General features: G+C 56.0%; 11 protein-coding genes. 9 read left to right on the plus strand and 2 right to left on the minus strand.

Annotation, left to right across the window (positions count from 1 at the left end):
• Positions 1-196: 196 nt before the first annotated feature.
• Positions 197-1,093, minus strand: a complete 897-nt coding sequence (locus Q0Z93_RS01970; RefSeq protein ID WP_298062055.1) for a diaminopimelate dehydrogenase — start codon at positions 1,091-1,093, stop codon at positions 197-199.
• A gap of 115 nt (positions 1,094-1,208) precedes the next feature.
• Here Q0Z93_RS01970 and Q0Z93_RS01975 point away from each other — a divergent pair, with 115 nt between their 5' ends.
• The 9 genes from Q0Z93_RS01975 to Q0Z93_RS02015 all read left to right on the plus strand — a co-directional run bounded on the left by Q0Z93_RS01975 (position 1,209) and on the right by Q0Z93_RS02015 (position 13,659).
• A complete protein-coding gene (locus Q0Z93_RS01975; RefSeq protein ID WP_298062056.1) occupies positions 1,209-1,730 on the plus strand; it encodes a hypothetical protein in 522 nt (173 codons plus the stop codon).
• The gene (gene miaA, locus Q0Z93_RS01980) at positions 1,714-2,616 is read left to right on the plus strand and encodes a tRNA (adenosine(37)-N6)-dimethylallyltransferase MiaA (protein ID WP_298062058.1); all 903 of its coding nucleotides are present in this window, start codon (positions 1,714-1,716) and stop codon (positions 2,614-2,616) included. Before Q0Z93_RS01975 ends, miaA begins: the two co-directional genes overlap by 17 nt.
• The gene (locus Q0Z93_RS01985) at positions 2,603-3,202 is read left to right on the plus strand and encodes a YgjP-like metallopeptidase domain-containing protein (RefSeq protein WP_298062060.1); all 600 of its coding nucleotides are present in this window, start codon (positions 2,603-2,605) and stop codon (positions 3,200-3,202) included. Before miaA ends, Q0Z93_RS01985 begins: the two co-directional genes overlap by 14 nt.
• Positions 3,203-3,517: 315 nt before the next feature.
• Positions 3,518-7,174, plus strand: a complete 3,657-nt coding sequence (gene dnaE, locus Q0Z93_RS01990; protein WP_298062062.1) for a DNA polymerase III subunit alpha — start codon at positions 3,518-3,520, stop codon at positions 7,172-7,174.
• A gap of 73 nt (positions 7,175-7,247) precedes the next feature.
• The gene (gene trxA, locus Q0Z93_RS01995; protein WP_298062064.1) at positions 7,248-7,562 is read left to right on the plus strand and encodes a thioredoxin; all 315 of its coding nucleotides are present in this window, start codon (positions 7,248-7,250) and stop codon (positions 7,560-7,562) included.
• Positions 7,563-8,017: 455 nt separating this feature from the next.
• A complete protein-coding gene (pgmB, locus tag Q0Z93_RS02000; protein ID WP_298062066.1) occupies positions 8,018-8,698 on the plus strand; it encodes a beta-phosphoglucomutase in 681 nt (226 codons plus the stop codon).
• Positions 8,691-11,024: a family 65 glycosyl hydrolase domain-containing protein gene (locus Q0Z93_RS02005; protein ID WP_298062068.1), complete on the plus strand. Its 2,334-nt coding sequence runs from the start codon at positions 8,691-8,693 to the stop codon at positions 11,022-11,024. The genes pgmB and Q0Z93_RS02005 overlap by 8 nt, the downstream gene beginning before the upstream one ends.
• Positions 11,025-11,028: 4 nt before the next feature.
• The gene (locus tag Q0Z93_RS02010; RefSeq protein WP_298062070.1) at positions 11,029-12,363 is read left to right on the plus strand and encodes an alpha-amylase family glycosyl hydrolase; all 1,335 of its coding nucleotides are present in this window, start codon (positions 11,029-11,031) and stop codon (positions 12,361-12,363) included.
• Positions 12,364-12,846: 483 nt separating this feature from the next.
• Positions 12,847-13,659 carry a pentapeptide repeat-containing protein gene (locus Q0Z93_RS02015; RefSeq protein WP_298062073.1) on the plus strand — a complete coding sequence of 271 codons (813 nt, stop codon included), beginning with the start codon at positions 12,847-12,849 and terminating at the stop codon, positions 13,657-13,659.
• 447 nt (positions 13,660-14,106) lie between these two features.
• Here Q0Z93_RS02015 and dnaA read toward each other — a convergent pair whose 3' ends face one another.
• On the minus strand, positions 14,107-15,510 hold the full coding sequence (gene dnaA, locus Q0Z93_RS02020; RefSeq protein WP_298062074.1) for a chromosomal replication initiator protein DnaA: 1,404 nt from the start codon (positions 15,508-15,510) through the stop codon (positions 14,107-14,109).
• Between the last annotated feature and the right edge of the window lie 44 nt (positions 15,511-15,554).

A 15,554-nucleotide genomic window follows, 5' to 3' on the forward strand; every position in this document is an offset into this window, starting at 1 on the left:
CTTAATAAGTCCTCTCAAACTCCAACAAAAGCCCCAACGGGCCCCCCCGCCGGGACAGGCGATACTGCGTTTCGCTTAGGTCGGAACTACCCTACAGCAAAAACCATGCACTGGGGAAATCAACACCCCATCCCGCCCGAACTAACCCCACCCCCACAGGCGGCGCCCGAATTTTAACAAAACCCTACAGAAACAGCTACACCAGCCGTCGCACCAACTCCTCACGCTCACCGTAAAGGTAATCGATCAGCGGGATCTCGATCATCGTGTACGCCCCCGGCTTCTGAAGCAACGATGCCCGTGCCGCCCCCACCATGATCTGGGCCGTCAGCGCCGGATTATTGATGCTCATATTGAACTCAAACCGCTGGTTCGGCGTCCGGCCCGAGACCCCTTTTCGCGTCAGATTCACCCCGTGGCCCATATCCAGCAGCGCATCGACCGATTCGACCTGCATCACATGCGTCTCGTCATGCACAAAATACGCATCCGCCTTGATCGCCGCCGCCACCGCCGCGAAATCATACCCCTCCTTCACCTCGATGTAGACCATTCGGCGGTGAATCCCCGTCCCCGTCGGTATCGTCATCGACAAAGCCGCCTTCACCCCCTCGATCGCCTTGACCGCCACCGTATGGCCCATGCTCATCCCCGGCCCGAAATTCGTATACGTCAGACCCTTCGGCGCGCAGACTTCCAACAGCGCCCGCACCATCGAATCCGTCCCCGGATCCCAGCCCGCCGACAGCACCGCCACCGACGTGTTCTTACGCGCCACTGCGTCCAACGCCCGCCGCGTTTCGACTATATCCGTATGGATGTCGAAACTGTCCACCGTATTGATCCCCAGCGCCAGCGCCTTTTCCGCATAAGCCCGTGCGCTGCGGCTCGGCGTGCAGAGGATCGCCACCTGCACCTCTTTCAACGCCTCCAACGAAGTCACGACCGGATATTTCGCCAACTCCGCCGGCACATTCGACGCATCGCGCCGCATGACGCCTGCAATCTCGAAATCAGGCGCCGTCTCTAACGCATCCAATACATAATGGCCGATATTCCCGTAACCGACGATGGCTGCTCTTATTTTTTTCATCATTCAGCAAATTGAAAGTTTTGTTTTCCGTACACAAAGAAAACGAATTCACAGGTTTCCACCATAAACGGAACCGAAAAAAAGTTATCTTTGGACAGATCAAAACGGCAAAACCATGTCTATGATATTTAAATTCAGGATGCTCAGCGACGAGGCGGAAGAATTCGTAAGGGACTACGAAGTGCCCTACGACATGAACCTGGCCGATTTCCATACCTACCTGCGCGAATCGGTGGGCTACAGCCCCGCCGAAATGGCTTCGATCTTCACTTCGGACGCCGAGTGGGAAAAAATGCGCGAATTCACTTCGGTCGATATGGGCATCGAAGCCGAGGACGACAGTTTTTGCGTGCCGCTGCCCATGGAACGGGTGACCCTCGGACAGATCATCCGGGAGAAATTCGGACGGCTGATCTACGTCTTCGACTTTTTCAACGAACGTCAGTTTTTCATCGAGTTGCTCGAATGCAAATTCGCGGAAGACGGGATACAGTATCCGCGCATCGTGAATGCGGTCGGGGAACCGCCGCTGCAATATAAACCCGGGGACGAGCCGGCCGAACGTTCGGCTTTCGACGAAGCGATGGACGAATTCGGGGCTTTCGAGGGGGACGACACGTATGACGACGAGTACTGAACGCCGGCTGATCGTGATACAGGGGCCGACGGGGGTGGGAAAAACGGCAGCGGGGGTGGCGCTGGCGCGACATTATGGCATTCCGGTCGTTTCGGCCGATTCGCGGCAGGTCTACCGGGAGATGACCGTCGGCACGGCCGTTCCTTCCGTTTCCGAGCGGGAGGGGGTGCCGCACTATTTTATTCAGAATAAGAGCATCCACGAACCGTTTACGGCGGGGGACTACGAACGGGAGGTGCTGGCGCTGCTCGACGGCGAGCTTTTCCCGGCTTTTCCGGCGGTGTTGGCGGTGGGAGGATCGGGACTTTATATCAGTGCTTTGCTCGACGGGTTCGACGACCTGCCGGAGGCGGATCCGACGCTGCGGAGTGAACTCTCTTCCACACCTTTAGACGATCTGTTGAAAGAATTGGAACAAACCGATCCCCGATATTTTGCGGTCGTAGACCGGCAGAATCCGCAGCGGGTGATTCGGGCGGTGGAGGTGTGCCGGCTGAGCGGGAAGCCTTATTCGGCTTTGCGGAGCGGCATGGCGAAACAACGGAGTTTCACCACCTTGAAAATCGGCCTCACTTTGCCTCGGGAGGAACTGTACGAACGGATCGACCGACGGGTGGACCTCATGCTCGAAAGCGGCTTGTTGTCCGAAGCGGAACGGCTGTATCCCGACCGGCATTTGCCGGCTTTGCAGACGGTGGGGTATCGGGAATTGTTCGACTGTTTCGACGGCAAGACTTCGCTGGACGAGGCGGTCGAACGGATCAAACGGAATACGCGCCGGTATGCCAAACGGCAGCTGACGTGGCTGCGGCGCGACCCGCAGATACGCTGGTTCGGCCCGGACGAAACGGAAAAAATGATCGTTTATATCGATGGGCATCATTAAGATCCTCCTAAGGAAACGCCCGATTCGTTCGCGGCGTCAGCCTCCCGTTCCTGCCGAACGCACAGGGGCGGCCGTGCCCATTCATTCGGTACGCCGCAAATTCCTGCTGCACGGTATCGAGTATCCGGTAGTCCTGAAAACGGGCGCTCGGCGAAATGCTTTGGTTATCAAGGATCGGTCTTTTATCGTATCGCTGTGCCCGCCTACACGGGAGAATTTCGCGCTTTTCATGGAGAACTGGTACCGGCGTCAGGCCAGAAAAACGTTTCGGGAGGCGATCGACCGCTGGCTGCCGCTGTTCCGGGCGCAAGGATATGAAATACCGGCACCGCGTCTGAAAATCTTCTCCATGCGCCGGGCTTGGGGGCGGTGCTACTATACGAAAGGACTGATTACCATGAACCTGCACCTGGTCAAAGCGCCTCAGGTGTGCATCGACTATATCGTACTGCACGAGCTGTGTCATTTCGTGGTCAACAGCCATTCCAAGGAGTTTTACCGTCTGGTGGGGTCGTTCATGCCGGATTGGCGGGAGGCTGACCAATTTCTGAAAACTTTTGCCCGGGAACGGCGAATCATAGAATAATCACAGCCTGAACCCAACGCAATGCAAAAGGATTGCGGAGCCTAAGGAATAGTGCAGTTTCACAAAAGTCTTTCGGGTATTTTTCTTCAGAATCAACGCCCCGATACCGCTCGGCACTGAACCGAGAGTCTGTTCTGTCTTAAGGGGGTGGGCGCGAGGCCGGATATGCAAAACTTTTACTATACGTTTTTCGTATAATACGGCAGTCGTTGTCCATCAACCCATACCATCTTTTTTATGTCCGGTCCGTCGGGAAGCAGACGGAAAAAACTATCTTTGTAAGCGACCCGTCAAGAGCGGGAAACAATGGTTAAAATGGCAGAATTTACTCATTTACACGTACATACGCAATACTCCATTCTGGACGGTGCCGCCGCCATCAAGAAACTGCTGGCCCGGGCCAAGGAATTGGGGATGACCTCGCTGGCCATCACCGACCACGGCAACATGTTCGGAGTGAAAGAATTCCATAATGCCGCTCGTGCAGCCGGGATCAAACCGATTCTCGGATGCGAAGTCTATGTAGCGTCCCGGAGCCGGTTCGACAAGACCGAAAAAGAAGACCGCAGCGGTCACCACCTCATTCTGTTAGCCAAGAACTTGGAGGGGTACCACAACCTCATCAAACTGGTCTCCTATGCGTGGACCGAAGGATTCTATTACCACCCGCGGATCGACAAGGAACTGCTGCAACAGTACCACGAAGGGATTATTTGCAGCTCCGCGTGCCTCGGGGGCGAGATACCGCAGTGCATCATGCGGGGGGACTTGGCCGGAGCCGACGCCGCGGTGAAATGGTTTCACGACCTGTTCGGCGACGACTACTATCTGGAATTGCAGGCCCACCGAACCGGCGACCCGATGCGGGACGAAAAGGTGTACGACCATCAGGTGACCGTCAATAAGGCCCTGCTGAAATTAGCGGCAAAGTACGGAATCAAATACATTGCGACCAACGACGTGCACTATATTCTGGCGGAAGACGCCGAAGCGCACGACCGGCTGATCTGCCTCAGTACGGGGCGCGATTTGGACGACCCGCAGCGGATGCGGTATACGGGACAAGAGTATTTGAAGAGCTATGACGAGATGGCCGCCCTGTTTCCGGATCACTTGGAAGCGTTGGCGACCACGCAGGAGATTGTGGACAAAGTCGAAGAGTATTCGCTGAGCCACAAACCGTACATGCCGAACTTCCTTTTGCCGGATGATTTCGTGGTGGAACTCGCGCCGCTCAAGGAGTCGATCGGAGTGGGGTTAGGGAAGATATACAAGGACAAACCGGAGGAGCTGGCCTCTGTCACGGCGCGGGTGAACGCCTGCCATTCCGAGGCGGAGATCGAGGCGTTGGGGGAACAGGCGGCGGAGCTGCTTTTGACGGCAAGGCAATACTTGTACCTGCGGCATATCGTGTGGCAGGGGGCGGAGCGGCGGTATTCGGGGGATAAGCTGACGGAGGCGATCAGGGAACGGATCGACTTCGAGCTCAAAACCATCGAATGGATGGGGTTCCCGGGGTATTTCCTGATCGTGTGGGATTTCATTCGGGCGGCGCGGGAGATCGGGGTCTCGGTGGGGCCGGGCAGGGGATCGGCGGCGGGATCGGTGGTGGCATATTGTCTGAAAATTACCAATATCGACCCGATCGCATACGACCTGCTGTTTGAACGTTTTCTGAATCCGGAGCGGATTTCGCTGCCCGATATAGACATCGACTTCGACGAAGACGGACGCGAAGACGTGATGCACTACGTGGTGCAGAAGTATGGGCAGAAGCGGGTGGCGCACATCATTACTTTCGGGACGATGGCGGCGAAGTCTGCGATCAAGGATGTGGCGCGGGTGCAGAAGCTGCCGTTGGCGGAGAGCGACCGGCTGTCGAAAATGGTGCCCGAAAAACCGGGGACGACCCTCGAAAAGGCTTACAAGGAGGTGCCGGAGCTGGCGGCGGAGCGGAACTCGGACAATCCGCTGATTCGGGATACGCTGCGGTATGCGGAGAAGCTCGAGGGGTCGGTGCGGCAGACCGGGGTGCATGCCTGCGGGATCATCATCGGGCAGGACGACCTCGAAAAGTTCGCGCCGATCTCTACAGCGAAGGATGCGGAACTGTTCGTGGTGCAGTACGAAGGGAGCTTGGTCGAAGATGCGGGGCTGATCAAGATGGACTTCCTCGGGCTCAAGACTTTGTCGATTATCAAGGACGCCGTGCAGAATATCAAGGAATCCAAAGGGATCGACCTGGATATAGATGCCATACCGTTAGACGACAAGAAGACTTTCGAGCTCTATTCCAATGGGGAGACCACCGGGCTGTTCCAGTTTGAATCGCCGGGGATGAAAAAACACCTGAGGGCATTGCAACCGAACCGGTTCGAGGACTTGATCGCCATGAACGCCCTGTACCGGCCGGGGCCGATGGAATACATCCCGAACTTCATTGCGCGGAAGCAGGGGCGGGAGCCGATCACGTATGATTTGCCGGATATGGCGGAATATCTGGAGGATACCTATGGGATTACGGTCTATCAGGAGCAGGTGATGCTCCTTTCGCAGAAGCTGGCCGGGTTTACCAAAGGGCAGGCCGACACGCTGCGGAAAGCGATGGGGAAGAAGAAAAAGGACGTGCTGGACAAGATGAAAGGGGATTTTCTGGACGGAGCGGTGGCCAAGGGGCACGACCGGGCGGTGTGCGAGAAGATTTGGAGCGACTGGGAGGCGTTCGCGTCGTATGCGTTCAATAAGTCGCACTCGACGTGCTATGCCTACGTGTCGTACCAGACGGCGTACCTCAAGGCGCACTATCCGGCGGAATTCATGGCGGCGCTGCTGAGCCGGAACCTGTCGGATATCAAGAAGATCAGCTTCTTCATGGACGAGTGCAAGCGGATGGGGGCGCCGGTCAAGGGGCCGGATGTCAATAAAAGCCGGCATCACTTTTCGGTGGACAGCGAACAGAACATCCGCTTCGGGATGGGCGGGATCAAAGGATTAGGGGAAAATGCGGTGCAGGCGATCCTGGACGAGCGGAAAGCCAATGGCGACTTTAAGGATATTTTCGACTTCGTGGAGCGGGTCAATTTGCAGACGGTCAATAAGAAGAATATCGAATGTCTGGCCTTGGCGGGGGCGTTGGATTCGATCGCGCCGTTCCACCGGAGCCAGTTCTTTGCGCTGGATAATAAAGGGGCGTCGTTCATCGAGTTGCTCATTCGTTACGGGAGTTTGGTGCAGGCGGAACGGGCGCAGAACCAGAACAGCCTGTTCGGGGAGATGATGTCGGGGGTGATGGTGCAGAAACCGGAGATTCCGAGTGCGGAGACGTGGGGCAAACTCGAAACGCTGGAAAAGGAAAAGGGGGTGGTGGGGATCTATCTTTCGTCGCATCCGCTGGACGACTACCGGATCCTGATCGAGAAGTATTGTTCCAATACGGTCAGCGAGTTGGATGACCTCTCGTCGATGCGCGAGCGCGATTTCACGGTGGCGGGGATGGTCACTTCGGCGCAGTACCTCACGACGAAGACGGGAAAACCGTACGGGCGGTTCACGATCGAGGATTTCAGCGGAAGCCATACTTTCACGCTGTGGAGCAAGGATTGGGAGACTTTCCATTCGTTCTGCTTTGAACAGAACTCGATACTCATCAAAGGGCGCGTGCAGGCCAGCCGATTCCGGCCGGGCGAGATGGAGGTCGTCGTCAAGAGCATGAAAAGTCTGGCGGAGGTGATGGAAAACGACATTCGGGAGCTGGTGGTGACGATCCCGGTGCAGGACTTATCGACGGGGTTCATCGCCGACTTGTCGAGTACGGCGGCGGCTTCGGCGGGGCCGGTGTCGCTGCTGTTCCATATCTTCGACCCGGCGAGCGGGGTCAAGGTGGCCTTGCGGACGCGGACGCCGAAAGTCGAACTCAATCCGCAGGTGGTGGGTCTGTTGGACGATTACGGTTTCAAATACCGGATTAATTGATTAGATTTGTATGCTTTTTGCATGGGACGGAAACTAAATCTCCATTCGATAACTTTTTAAATAGAAACGTGTTATGGCATTAGAGATCAATTCGGCCAACTTCAAGGAAATTCTGGCGTCGGACAAACCGGTGGTGATCGACTTCTGGGCGGAATGGTGCGGACCGTGCCGGATGGTGGGGCCTATTGTGGAAGAACTGGCGGCGGAGTATGCCGATCGGGCTGTTATCGGGAAGTGCGATGTGGACTCGAACGATGAGATCGCGTCACAATTCTCTATCCGGAATATTCCGACTATCATTTTCGTCAAGGGGGGACAGGTGGTGGACAAGCAGGTCGGGGCGACGACCAAAGCGGCACTGGCGGAAAAACTCGGCAAACTGCTGTAAAAAATTGCATGGCTTTTGTCCTGAATAAGGTTCCCGCTGCAACTGCGGGAACCTTGTTCGTATACTGACGGTTCGGTTACTGGCGGGGACTTATGTGACCGCAAATCGCAAATATTCTGCTAATTAACCGTAGGTTTATATTGCCCTGTGCCGGATGGAACCGTTCTTTCTTTGAAAAGAAAGAACCAAAGAAACTTTCAGATAGCTGCGCTACTCCTTAGGCTCCGCAGTCCTTTGGCATTGAACTTTCTTTGGGGCGTGGCAATAGCGGGCCATTGAGTACTATGCCTTATGCCCGCTATTGCTCACACCCCAAAAAGATCAAAAACAAGGGTATCCGGCAGGTTCAAGAGATGCGTTAGCATCTCAAAAAGTTTTTCTGGTTCTCTTTGTTCACAAAGAGAACAGTACCCTCCCATGCACGTACAATAAACCTACGCTAAAATAGAGAAATTATGATTTGTGCGGCGATTTTCGATATGGACGGCGTGATCGTCGATACCGCGAAATACCATTACCAGGCCTGGCGGCGGTTGGCAGCGGAATTAGGATTCGAGTTCACCGAAGCCGATAACGAACGGCTGAAAGGAGTGAGCCGGATGCAGTCACTCGAGATTCTGTTGGAAGTGGGGGGATTCGGCGGCAGTGCGTTTACGGAAGGGCGGAAAGAGGAGATGGCCGCGCAGAAAAACGAATGGTACGTGGAATATATTTCCCGGATGACACCCGACGAGATACTGCCAGGCGTACTCTCGTTTTTGGAACAGGTGCGTGCGGCGGGGGTGCGGACCGCGCTGGGGTCGGCCAGCCGGAATACGGGGATTATTCTCGACCGGTTGAAAATCAGGGATTTGTTCGACACGGTGGTGGACGGGACGATGGTGACCCGGACGAAACCCGATCCGGAAGTGTTCTTGAAGTGCGCTTCTTTGCTGGGCGGCGATCTGTTTCCGACGCAGTGCGTGGTATTCGAGGATGCGGCGGCGGGGATCGAAGCGGCGAGGGCCGGAGGAATGTATAGTGTGGGGATCGGAAATCCGGACATTTTGCGCGAAGCGGACTTCGTGATTCCGGGATTCGCCGGGATTTCGTGGTGGGAAATTGAAAAACGACTTAGTATCAAAGCCAATGAGTGATCGCAGATTGGAAATCGATCCGTGGAAGATCGTGGAAACAGGATTCGACGCAAAGGACGGGCGGACCTGTATGGCCTCCGAGAGTCTTTTCAGCATCGGGAACGGGGCGATGGGCGGACGGGCGAACTTTGAAGAATATTTCGGCGGGGAGACTTTGCAGGGAAATTATATCGGAGGGGTGTTTTACCCGGACAAGACGCGGGTCGGGTGGTGGAAAAACGGCTATCCGGAGTATTTCGCCAAAGTGCTCAACTCGGCGTTTTGGCCGGGGGTGGATTTCCATATCGGAGGGAAATGCTTGGACTTGTCGGCTTGCCGGGTCGAGGATTTTCGGCGGGAACTCGATATGCGGCGGGGATTGCTGACGCGGGCGTTTGTCGCCGTATGGCCGAAGAGTGGAGTGCGGGTGGCGGTCGAGGCGAGGCGGCTCGTGTCGATGGCGCAACCGGAGTTGGGGGCGGTCTCCTACCGGCTGACGCTGCTTGACGGGGGGGAGGTCGATGTCGAGGCGACGGTTTTCGTCGAGGGCGATGTGCGGAATGCGGATGCCAATTATGACGAAAAATTCTGGGAGCTGGTCTCTTTGGATCGGGACGGCCGTGCGCTGACGATGCGGACGCGGAAGACGGGGTTCGAGGTCTGCTGGGGGCAGCGGGTAGCGGTTTCTTGTGCGGCGGGGAGTTTGGCGGGGGAAAATATTTCGGCAGGGGAGCGGGTGGCGGAACGGTTCACAACGACTTTGGCAGTCGGCGAGACGTTGGCGGTCGGGAAGTTCGTGGGGGTGGCGTCGTCGCTGAACCATCCGGTTTCGGAGTTGGAGATCGCGGCCTGTTCTGTGGCCGACCGGGCTTGCGGTGCGGGATTCGACGCGGTGCTGGCGGCACACGAGAAGGCGTGGGCAGAACGATGGAAAGGGGCGGATGTGGCGATCGGCGGCGATGATCGGGCCCAGCAGGGGATTCGGTTCTGCATTTTCCAGCTGTTGCAGACTTATACGGGGCGGGACAGCCGGCTCAATGTGGGGCCGAAAGGTTTTACGGGGGAAAAATACGGAGGGAGTACCTATTGGGATACGGAGGCGTATTGTCTGCCGTTCTACTTGGCGACTTGCGGCGAGGAGGTGGCGCGGCAGCTGCTGCTGTATCGCTATCGGCAGCTGCCTCAGGCGATCGAAAATGCGGCGAAACTGGGATTTTCGGGCGGTGCGGCGCTCTACCCGATGGTGACGATGACGGGCGAGGAGTGCCACAACGAATGGGAGATTACCTTCGAGGAGATTCACCGCAACGGGGCGATCGCTTATGCGATCTACAATTTCTGTCGCTATACGGGGCGGCGGGACTATTTAGTGCAGGGGGGATTGGAGGTTTTGATCGGGATTGCCCGGTTCTGGGCGCAGCGGGCGACGTTCTCTGCGGCGAAGAGGCGGTACGTCATTCTCGGGGTGACGGGGCCGAACGAGTATGAAAACAATGTCAATAACAATTGGTATACCAATTACTTGGCATGTTGGTGCCTGCGGTACGCGATCGAGGCGGCGGAGTGGGTGAGGGGGCATTGTCCGGCGGATTACCGGCGCATCGTTGCGGCGGCGGGGCTGAATGCCGACGAGGATGAATTTGCGCGGTGGCATGCGGTGGCGGACAGAATGTTTCTGCCGGAACTTGCTGTGAATGAGGCGGGAGAGACTATCTTTCTCCAGCAGGAGGGGTACATGGACAAGGAGCAGCTCCGGGCGGCGGATATTCCGGCGGAGCAGCGCCCGATCAATCAACACTGGTCGTGGGACCGGATCCTGCGGAGCTGTTTCATCAAGCAGGCGGATGTGTTGCAGGGGCTCTATTTCTTTCAGGAACAGTTCGATCGGGAGACGATTGCGCGGAATTTCGACTTTTACGAGCCGCGGACGGTGCACGAATCCTCTTTGTCGCCGTGCGTGCATTCGATTCTCGCGTCGCTGACGGGGCGTTCCGAACGGGCTTATGAGCTTTACCTGCGGACGGCGCGGCTGGATTTGGACGACTATAACCGGGAGGTGCACGAGGGGTTGCATATTACGAGTATGGCGGGGTCGTGGCTTTCGGTGATCGAAGGGTTCGGCGGGGTGCGGGTCGGAGCGGACGGGCGGCTGCATGTGGCGCCGCGGCTGCCGGAGGGGTGGAGCTCCTTAGGGTTTGAACTCCATTATCGGGGGGCGATCCTGCGGTTCGAAATCGGGGCGGGCGAGGTGCGGATGGCTTCGACCAATGGGATCGAGGCGGAGATTGCGATAGGGGAAACTCTGTATCGTATTGGAAATAAAGAGGTTTATGTAAAAATCGGGTGATCATATGGGAGAATTGTTGTACCGTTGTCGGCCGCAGGCGTGCAAGCGGCATCCGGAGTGGGCATACGATGCGGTGATCTACGAGTTGAATGTGCGGCAGTTCTCGCCGGAGGGGACGTTCGCGGCGGTTCGTGCGCAGTTGCCGAGGCTCAGGGCGTTGGGGGTGGATATTCTTTGGCTGATGCCGATCTATCCGATCGGGGTGGAGCGGCGGAAGGGGACGCTGGGGAGTTACTATGCGGTGCGGGACTACTGCGGGGTGAATCCGGAGTTCGGAACGTTCGACGAGTTCCGGCAGTTGGTGGAGGCGGTGCATGGGCTGGGGATGCGGGTGATTCTGGACTGGGTGCCGAATCATACGTCGCGCGATGCGGTATGGGTCGAGGCTCATCCGGAGTGGTACAAGCGTGACCCGGAGACGGGGGAGATCGCGACGCCGTACGACTGGACGGATACGGCGCAGCTGGACTACGACAATCCGGCGATGAGGCGGGGGATGGTGGAGGCGATGCTGTTCTGGCTGCGCGAAACGGCGATCGACGGTTTTCGGGTGGATATGGCGATGCTGGAGCCGATCGGGTTTTGGGATGCGTGTGTGCCGGAGTTGGCGGCGTTTATGGAGGCTCGCTCGCGCGGGTTGTTCATGCTGGCGGAGGCGGAGGGGCCGGAGTTTCACCGGGTGGCGTTCGATGCGACGTATTCCTGGGAGGTGCATCATCTGATGGTGGATGTGGCTCAGAATAAGGTCTCTGCGCCGGCGGCGGTGCTGCGCGAACGGTTGTTGCGGGAGGGGGAGGCTTATCCGATGGATGCGTTGCGGATGCGGTTTACGTCGAATCATGACGAAAATTCGTGGAATGGGTCGGAGTTCGTGCGGTTCGGGGCGGCGGTGAGGCAGATGGCGGCGCTGACGTACCTGCTGCCGGGTATGCCGCTGATTTACAACGGTCAGGAGGCGGGTTCGGATCGGAAGCTGGCTTTTTTCGACAAGGATCGGATCGACTGGAGCGGGCTGGGAAATAACGGGTGGGAGGCTTTTTATCGGGAACTGAATGGATTGAGGCACTCTCACGTGGCTTTGCGGGGGGGGCTTTGCGGGGGGGATGTGTATGCGATGGATAATTCGCTGTCAGACAAGGTCTTTGCTATCAAACGCAGGGTGGGGGATTCGGTGGTGATGGGGCTGTTCAATCTCTCTCCGGATCATGCGGATTTCGAGCTCTATGATGAGGATTTCAACGGTTCGTTCCGGCAGATCGGTTCGCCGGAACTTGCGCTTTTGCGCTCGCATGTGCATTTTTATCTGCCGCCGTGGGGCTTCTTCGTCTATTTTAAATAAACTGTTCGATTGTTTGTATCCCCTGTCCTTTTGGGGACTTTCGGTCTCTTTTTCTTCGCGGCTCGGCAGTGCATGCAAGTTCGTTTTGTTCGCGCAGTGGGGGCGCGAGACTGAACACGTTGAATTTTTAGTGTACAATTCATGGACGATCTGTTCCCGCGTCAGCGGCCAGCCCGGAGCCACCCCCGGCGAAGGGCTGCAACCTTTCTGCGTTCGGTTCCGCCCTCGCTGGCTCCGGGCAGGGATGCGGCCCGCGCGACCGAAAGTCACATATATATACGTTGAAGACAGCAGAGAGTGTACAATGACTATGAGAAGTTTATGTTGAGCTTACTTGCCGCCGGTGGGAAGGTCGTGGGGCGAGTTGAAGCGTTGATTATATTCGACACCAACCTCATATCAACGGAGGAAAAGGAAATGCCGGAAATTCCGTAAATGTAACAGCCGGGAAACACGGTTGGCGTAATATAAATATTGGATGATATGTTATTTGGGAACTTTGAGGGCAAAGAGATGAAAATCTCTCGAGATGAAGATTTTATTATGGGTCAGTTCGGCAGAGCCGATTTTAGCTGTCGGGGCAGAGGAGCGCGGTGGCGTAGAAAAAGATTCTGCGAGTGCGATTTCACGGAGGCTGACTTGACCGGCGTGCGTGATTGCGGATGCCGGTTCGAATATTGCGATTTTGTGCGGACGAATACGACAGAGTTTGGCATGGGGGATGGAGGGAAACCGTCGGTGTACGAACACTGTCTGTTTCAGGAGGTGAAACTGCGGGCGGTGGGATGCTGCGAGTTTTATGATTGCACTTTTATCCATTGCGATTTTGAAGCGGTGGATTTCGGTCGGTCGTATTTTGACGGCGCTGTCTTTATTGGCAGAGTTTCGAATTGTGTGTTCGCAACGAGGGAAAAAGAGACGAAGAAAAGGAGGAAAAACCGAATGGAGGGTGTTTCGTTTCGTCAGGCTGCATTGTGCGGCGTACGTTTCTGTGGGGGTGTCGAGCTGGATCGAATCGAATTGCCGGTGAAAGGGGTATATGCCTATTTCTCGGATTTCCGAAATCAATGCGATCGGATGTCTCGTTTGGCAGAGGGGGATGCGGAGTGCCGGAATGAATTGAACCGCTTTCGGAAAATTTTTGGCGGGGATGCCAGACAGAAGGATTATCTGGTTAATCTGGAGGATATTGCGGTCTCTTTGGGTTTGGGGAACAGGACGATACGGCTGATTTGGGATTGTGCCGATTTTGTGCAGCTGGATGGGGAGAAGTTTTTCGGCGATAGAATAGAATAGAACAAAGAAATATTCCCGCACTGGAACCGGAGCTACCGCCGATGAAACTTCCGGCTCGGCACTCGAGCCGGGCCTGCCGGCCACCGATCTTTTGGGACAGAGGCCACTCCTATAAAAGTCGGAACCGGCGCGAGCCGAAAAAATGCCCCCCAAAAATGCGGGTTACAATAAAGTATAGAATCGCGAATAAAAAAGGGGACCCACGTCCCCTTTTGGCTTTCATCGTACCATACATTCAAGCTCCGTATGGTGTACAGAGTGAAGTTATGACTACTGATGACAAGTTGAATCGGCGCTTACTTGCCACGGGTGAGGAGACTTTCGAGGCCTCCCAGACCTGTGAGTTGAAGCGTCGATTAAGCTAAATACAAAACCCGTGCCACACCGATGCAGCACGGGTTTTGGGTGTAAAATCGCATATTATTTGCCGCACCTGAAAAACAGCCCCTATCGCAACCGCCGTTCGATTTCTTCGACCTGTTGCCGAATAATCTTGTCGGTCTCGATCAAGTTCGGAATCGTTTTGCAAGCATGCAAGACCGTCGCATGGTTCTTCCCCCCCAACGCCGCCCCGATTCCTGCCAGCGGCGTCTTCGTATGTTGTTTGCACAGGTACATCGCAATCTGTCTCGCCTGCGCCACTTCGCGCGTCCGTTTCGCCGACAGCAGCACATCCCGCTCCACCTTGAGCGTCGAGCAGGTCAGTTCGATAATCGAATCGACCGTAATCTCTTTCGTTTCGATCCGCACAATATCCCGCATCACACTCTTCGTCAAATCGAGCGTGATCCGTTTCCCCAGCAACCTCGAATGCGCTTCCAATGAGGTCAACGCCCCCTCGATCTCCCGTACATTCGCTTTGATATTCTGTGCCAGGAATTGCACCACATCGTCCTCGACTTCCAGCCCCATCTTCCTGCACTTATGCCGTATAATCCCGACTTTGGTCGCCAAATCCGGCGCTGTGAGCTGCGCCGACAATCCCCACTTAAATCTGGTAATCAGCCGTTCTTCAATATCGGTCAGTTCCACCGGCGGCCGGTCCGAAGTAAGGATGAGCTGTTTCCCCAGCATCCGCAGATGGCTGAAAATATTGAAAAATATATTCTGTGTCCCCGGCTTCCCCGCCAGTTCCTGAATATCGTCGATAATCAAGACGTCGATCATCTGGTAGAATTGGATAAAGTCGTTCAGTTCTCCCCGCCAAGCCGCTGTCTGGAACTGATTCTGGAATCGGTTGGAACTCACATACAGCACCTTGCATTCCGGATCCCGCTCTTTGACAGCCAGTCCGATCGCCTGCGCGATATGGGTTTTCCCCAGCCCCGAATTGCCATAGATGAACAGCGGATTGAAAGACGTCTTCCCCGGCGCCACGCTAATGGAAATCCCCGCCGACCTGGCCAGCCGGTTGCAGTCCCCCTCGATATGATTTGCGAACGTCAGTTCCGGATTCAGTTGCGAGTCGAACGTGACTTTTTTGATCCCCGGAATGATGAAAGGATTCTTTATCGTAGAGGTATTCGTCTGGCTATATAAAGAAGCGTTCATGCCGCCGGTCTGCTGCCGTCCGGCAGGCGCCCCGTTCGGAATAGCGTAGTGCAGCCGGGTTTTCACCCCGAACTCCTCGCGGATGATCGGCCGCAGCATCGAGATGTAATTCTGCTCGATGTACTGGACATGGCGCTGGTCCGGGACACGGATACGAAGGTTCTCCCCATCGAAGCTCAGCGGCACCATGGGTTTGAACCATTTGACGAATTCATCTTCCGAAGTCTGGTTTTTGATCAGACTCAGGCAATTCTGCCAAATAGCATCGTATCTTTCGTCTAAAATTTCGCCGGAGGCCATTTATTCCATTCGATAATTTTACACCCCCCGAAAAAGGCGATTCG

Source organism: uncultured Rikenella sp. (genome assembly GCF_947628055.1).
In the GTDB taxonomy this organism is placed as follows: domain Bacteria; phylum Bacteroidota; class Bacteroidia; order Bacteroidales; family Rikenellaceae; genus Rikenella.

What these genes read in the sequence shown, in the direction of transcription:
- trxA (WP_298062064.1), top strand. Translation starts at nt 7,248, where the DNA reads ATGGCATTAGAGATCAATTCGGCCAACTTCAAGGAAATTCTGGCGTCG.
- Q0Z93_RS02010 (WP_298062070.1), top strand. Translation starts at nt 11,029, where the DNA reads ATGGGAGAATTGTTGTACCGTTGTCGGCCGCAGGCGTGCAAGCGGCAT.
- miaA (WP_298062058.1), top strand. Translation starts at nt 1,714, where the DNA reads ATGACGACGAGTACTGAACGCCGGCTGATCGTGATACAGGGGCCGACG.
- Q0Z93_RS01985 (WP_298062060.1), top strand. Translation starts at nt 2,603, where the DNA reads ATGGGCATCATTAAGATCCTCCTAAGGAAACGCCCGATTCGTTCGCGG.
- Q0Z93_RS01975 (WP_298062056.1), top strand. Translation starts at nt 1,209, where the DNA reads ATGTCTATGATATTTAAATTCAGGATGCTCAGCGACGAGGCGGAAGAA.
- Q0Z93_RS02015 (WP_298062073.1), top strand. Translation starts at nt 12,847, where the DNA reads ATGTTATTTGGGAACTTTGAGGGCAAAGAGATGAAAATCTCTCGAGAT.
- pgmB (WP_298062066.1), top strand. Translation starts at nt 8,018, where the DNA reads ATGATTTGTGCGGCGATTTTCGATATGGACGGCGTGATCGTCGATACC.
- Q0Z93_RS01970 (WP_298062055.1), bottom strand. Translation starts at nt 1,093, where the DNA reads ATGAAAAAAATAAGAGCAGCCATCGTCGGTTACGGGAATATCGGCCAT.
- dnaE (WP_298062062.1), top strand. Translation starts at nt 3,518, where the DNA reads ATGGCAGAATTTACTCATTTACACGTACATACGCAATACTCCATTCTG.
- dnaA (WP_298062074.1), bottom strand. Translation starts at nt 15,510, where the DNA reads ATGGCCTCCGGCGAAATTTTAGACGAAAGATACGATGCTATTTGGCAG.
- Q0Z93_RS02005 (WP_298062068.1), top strand. Translation starts at nt 8,691, where the DNA reads ATGAGTGATCGCAGATTGGAAATCGATCCGTGGAAGATCGTGGAAACA.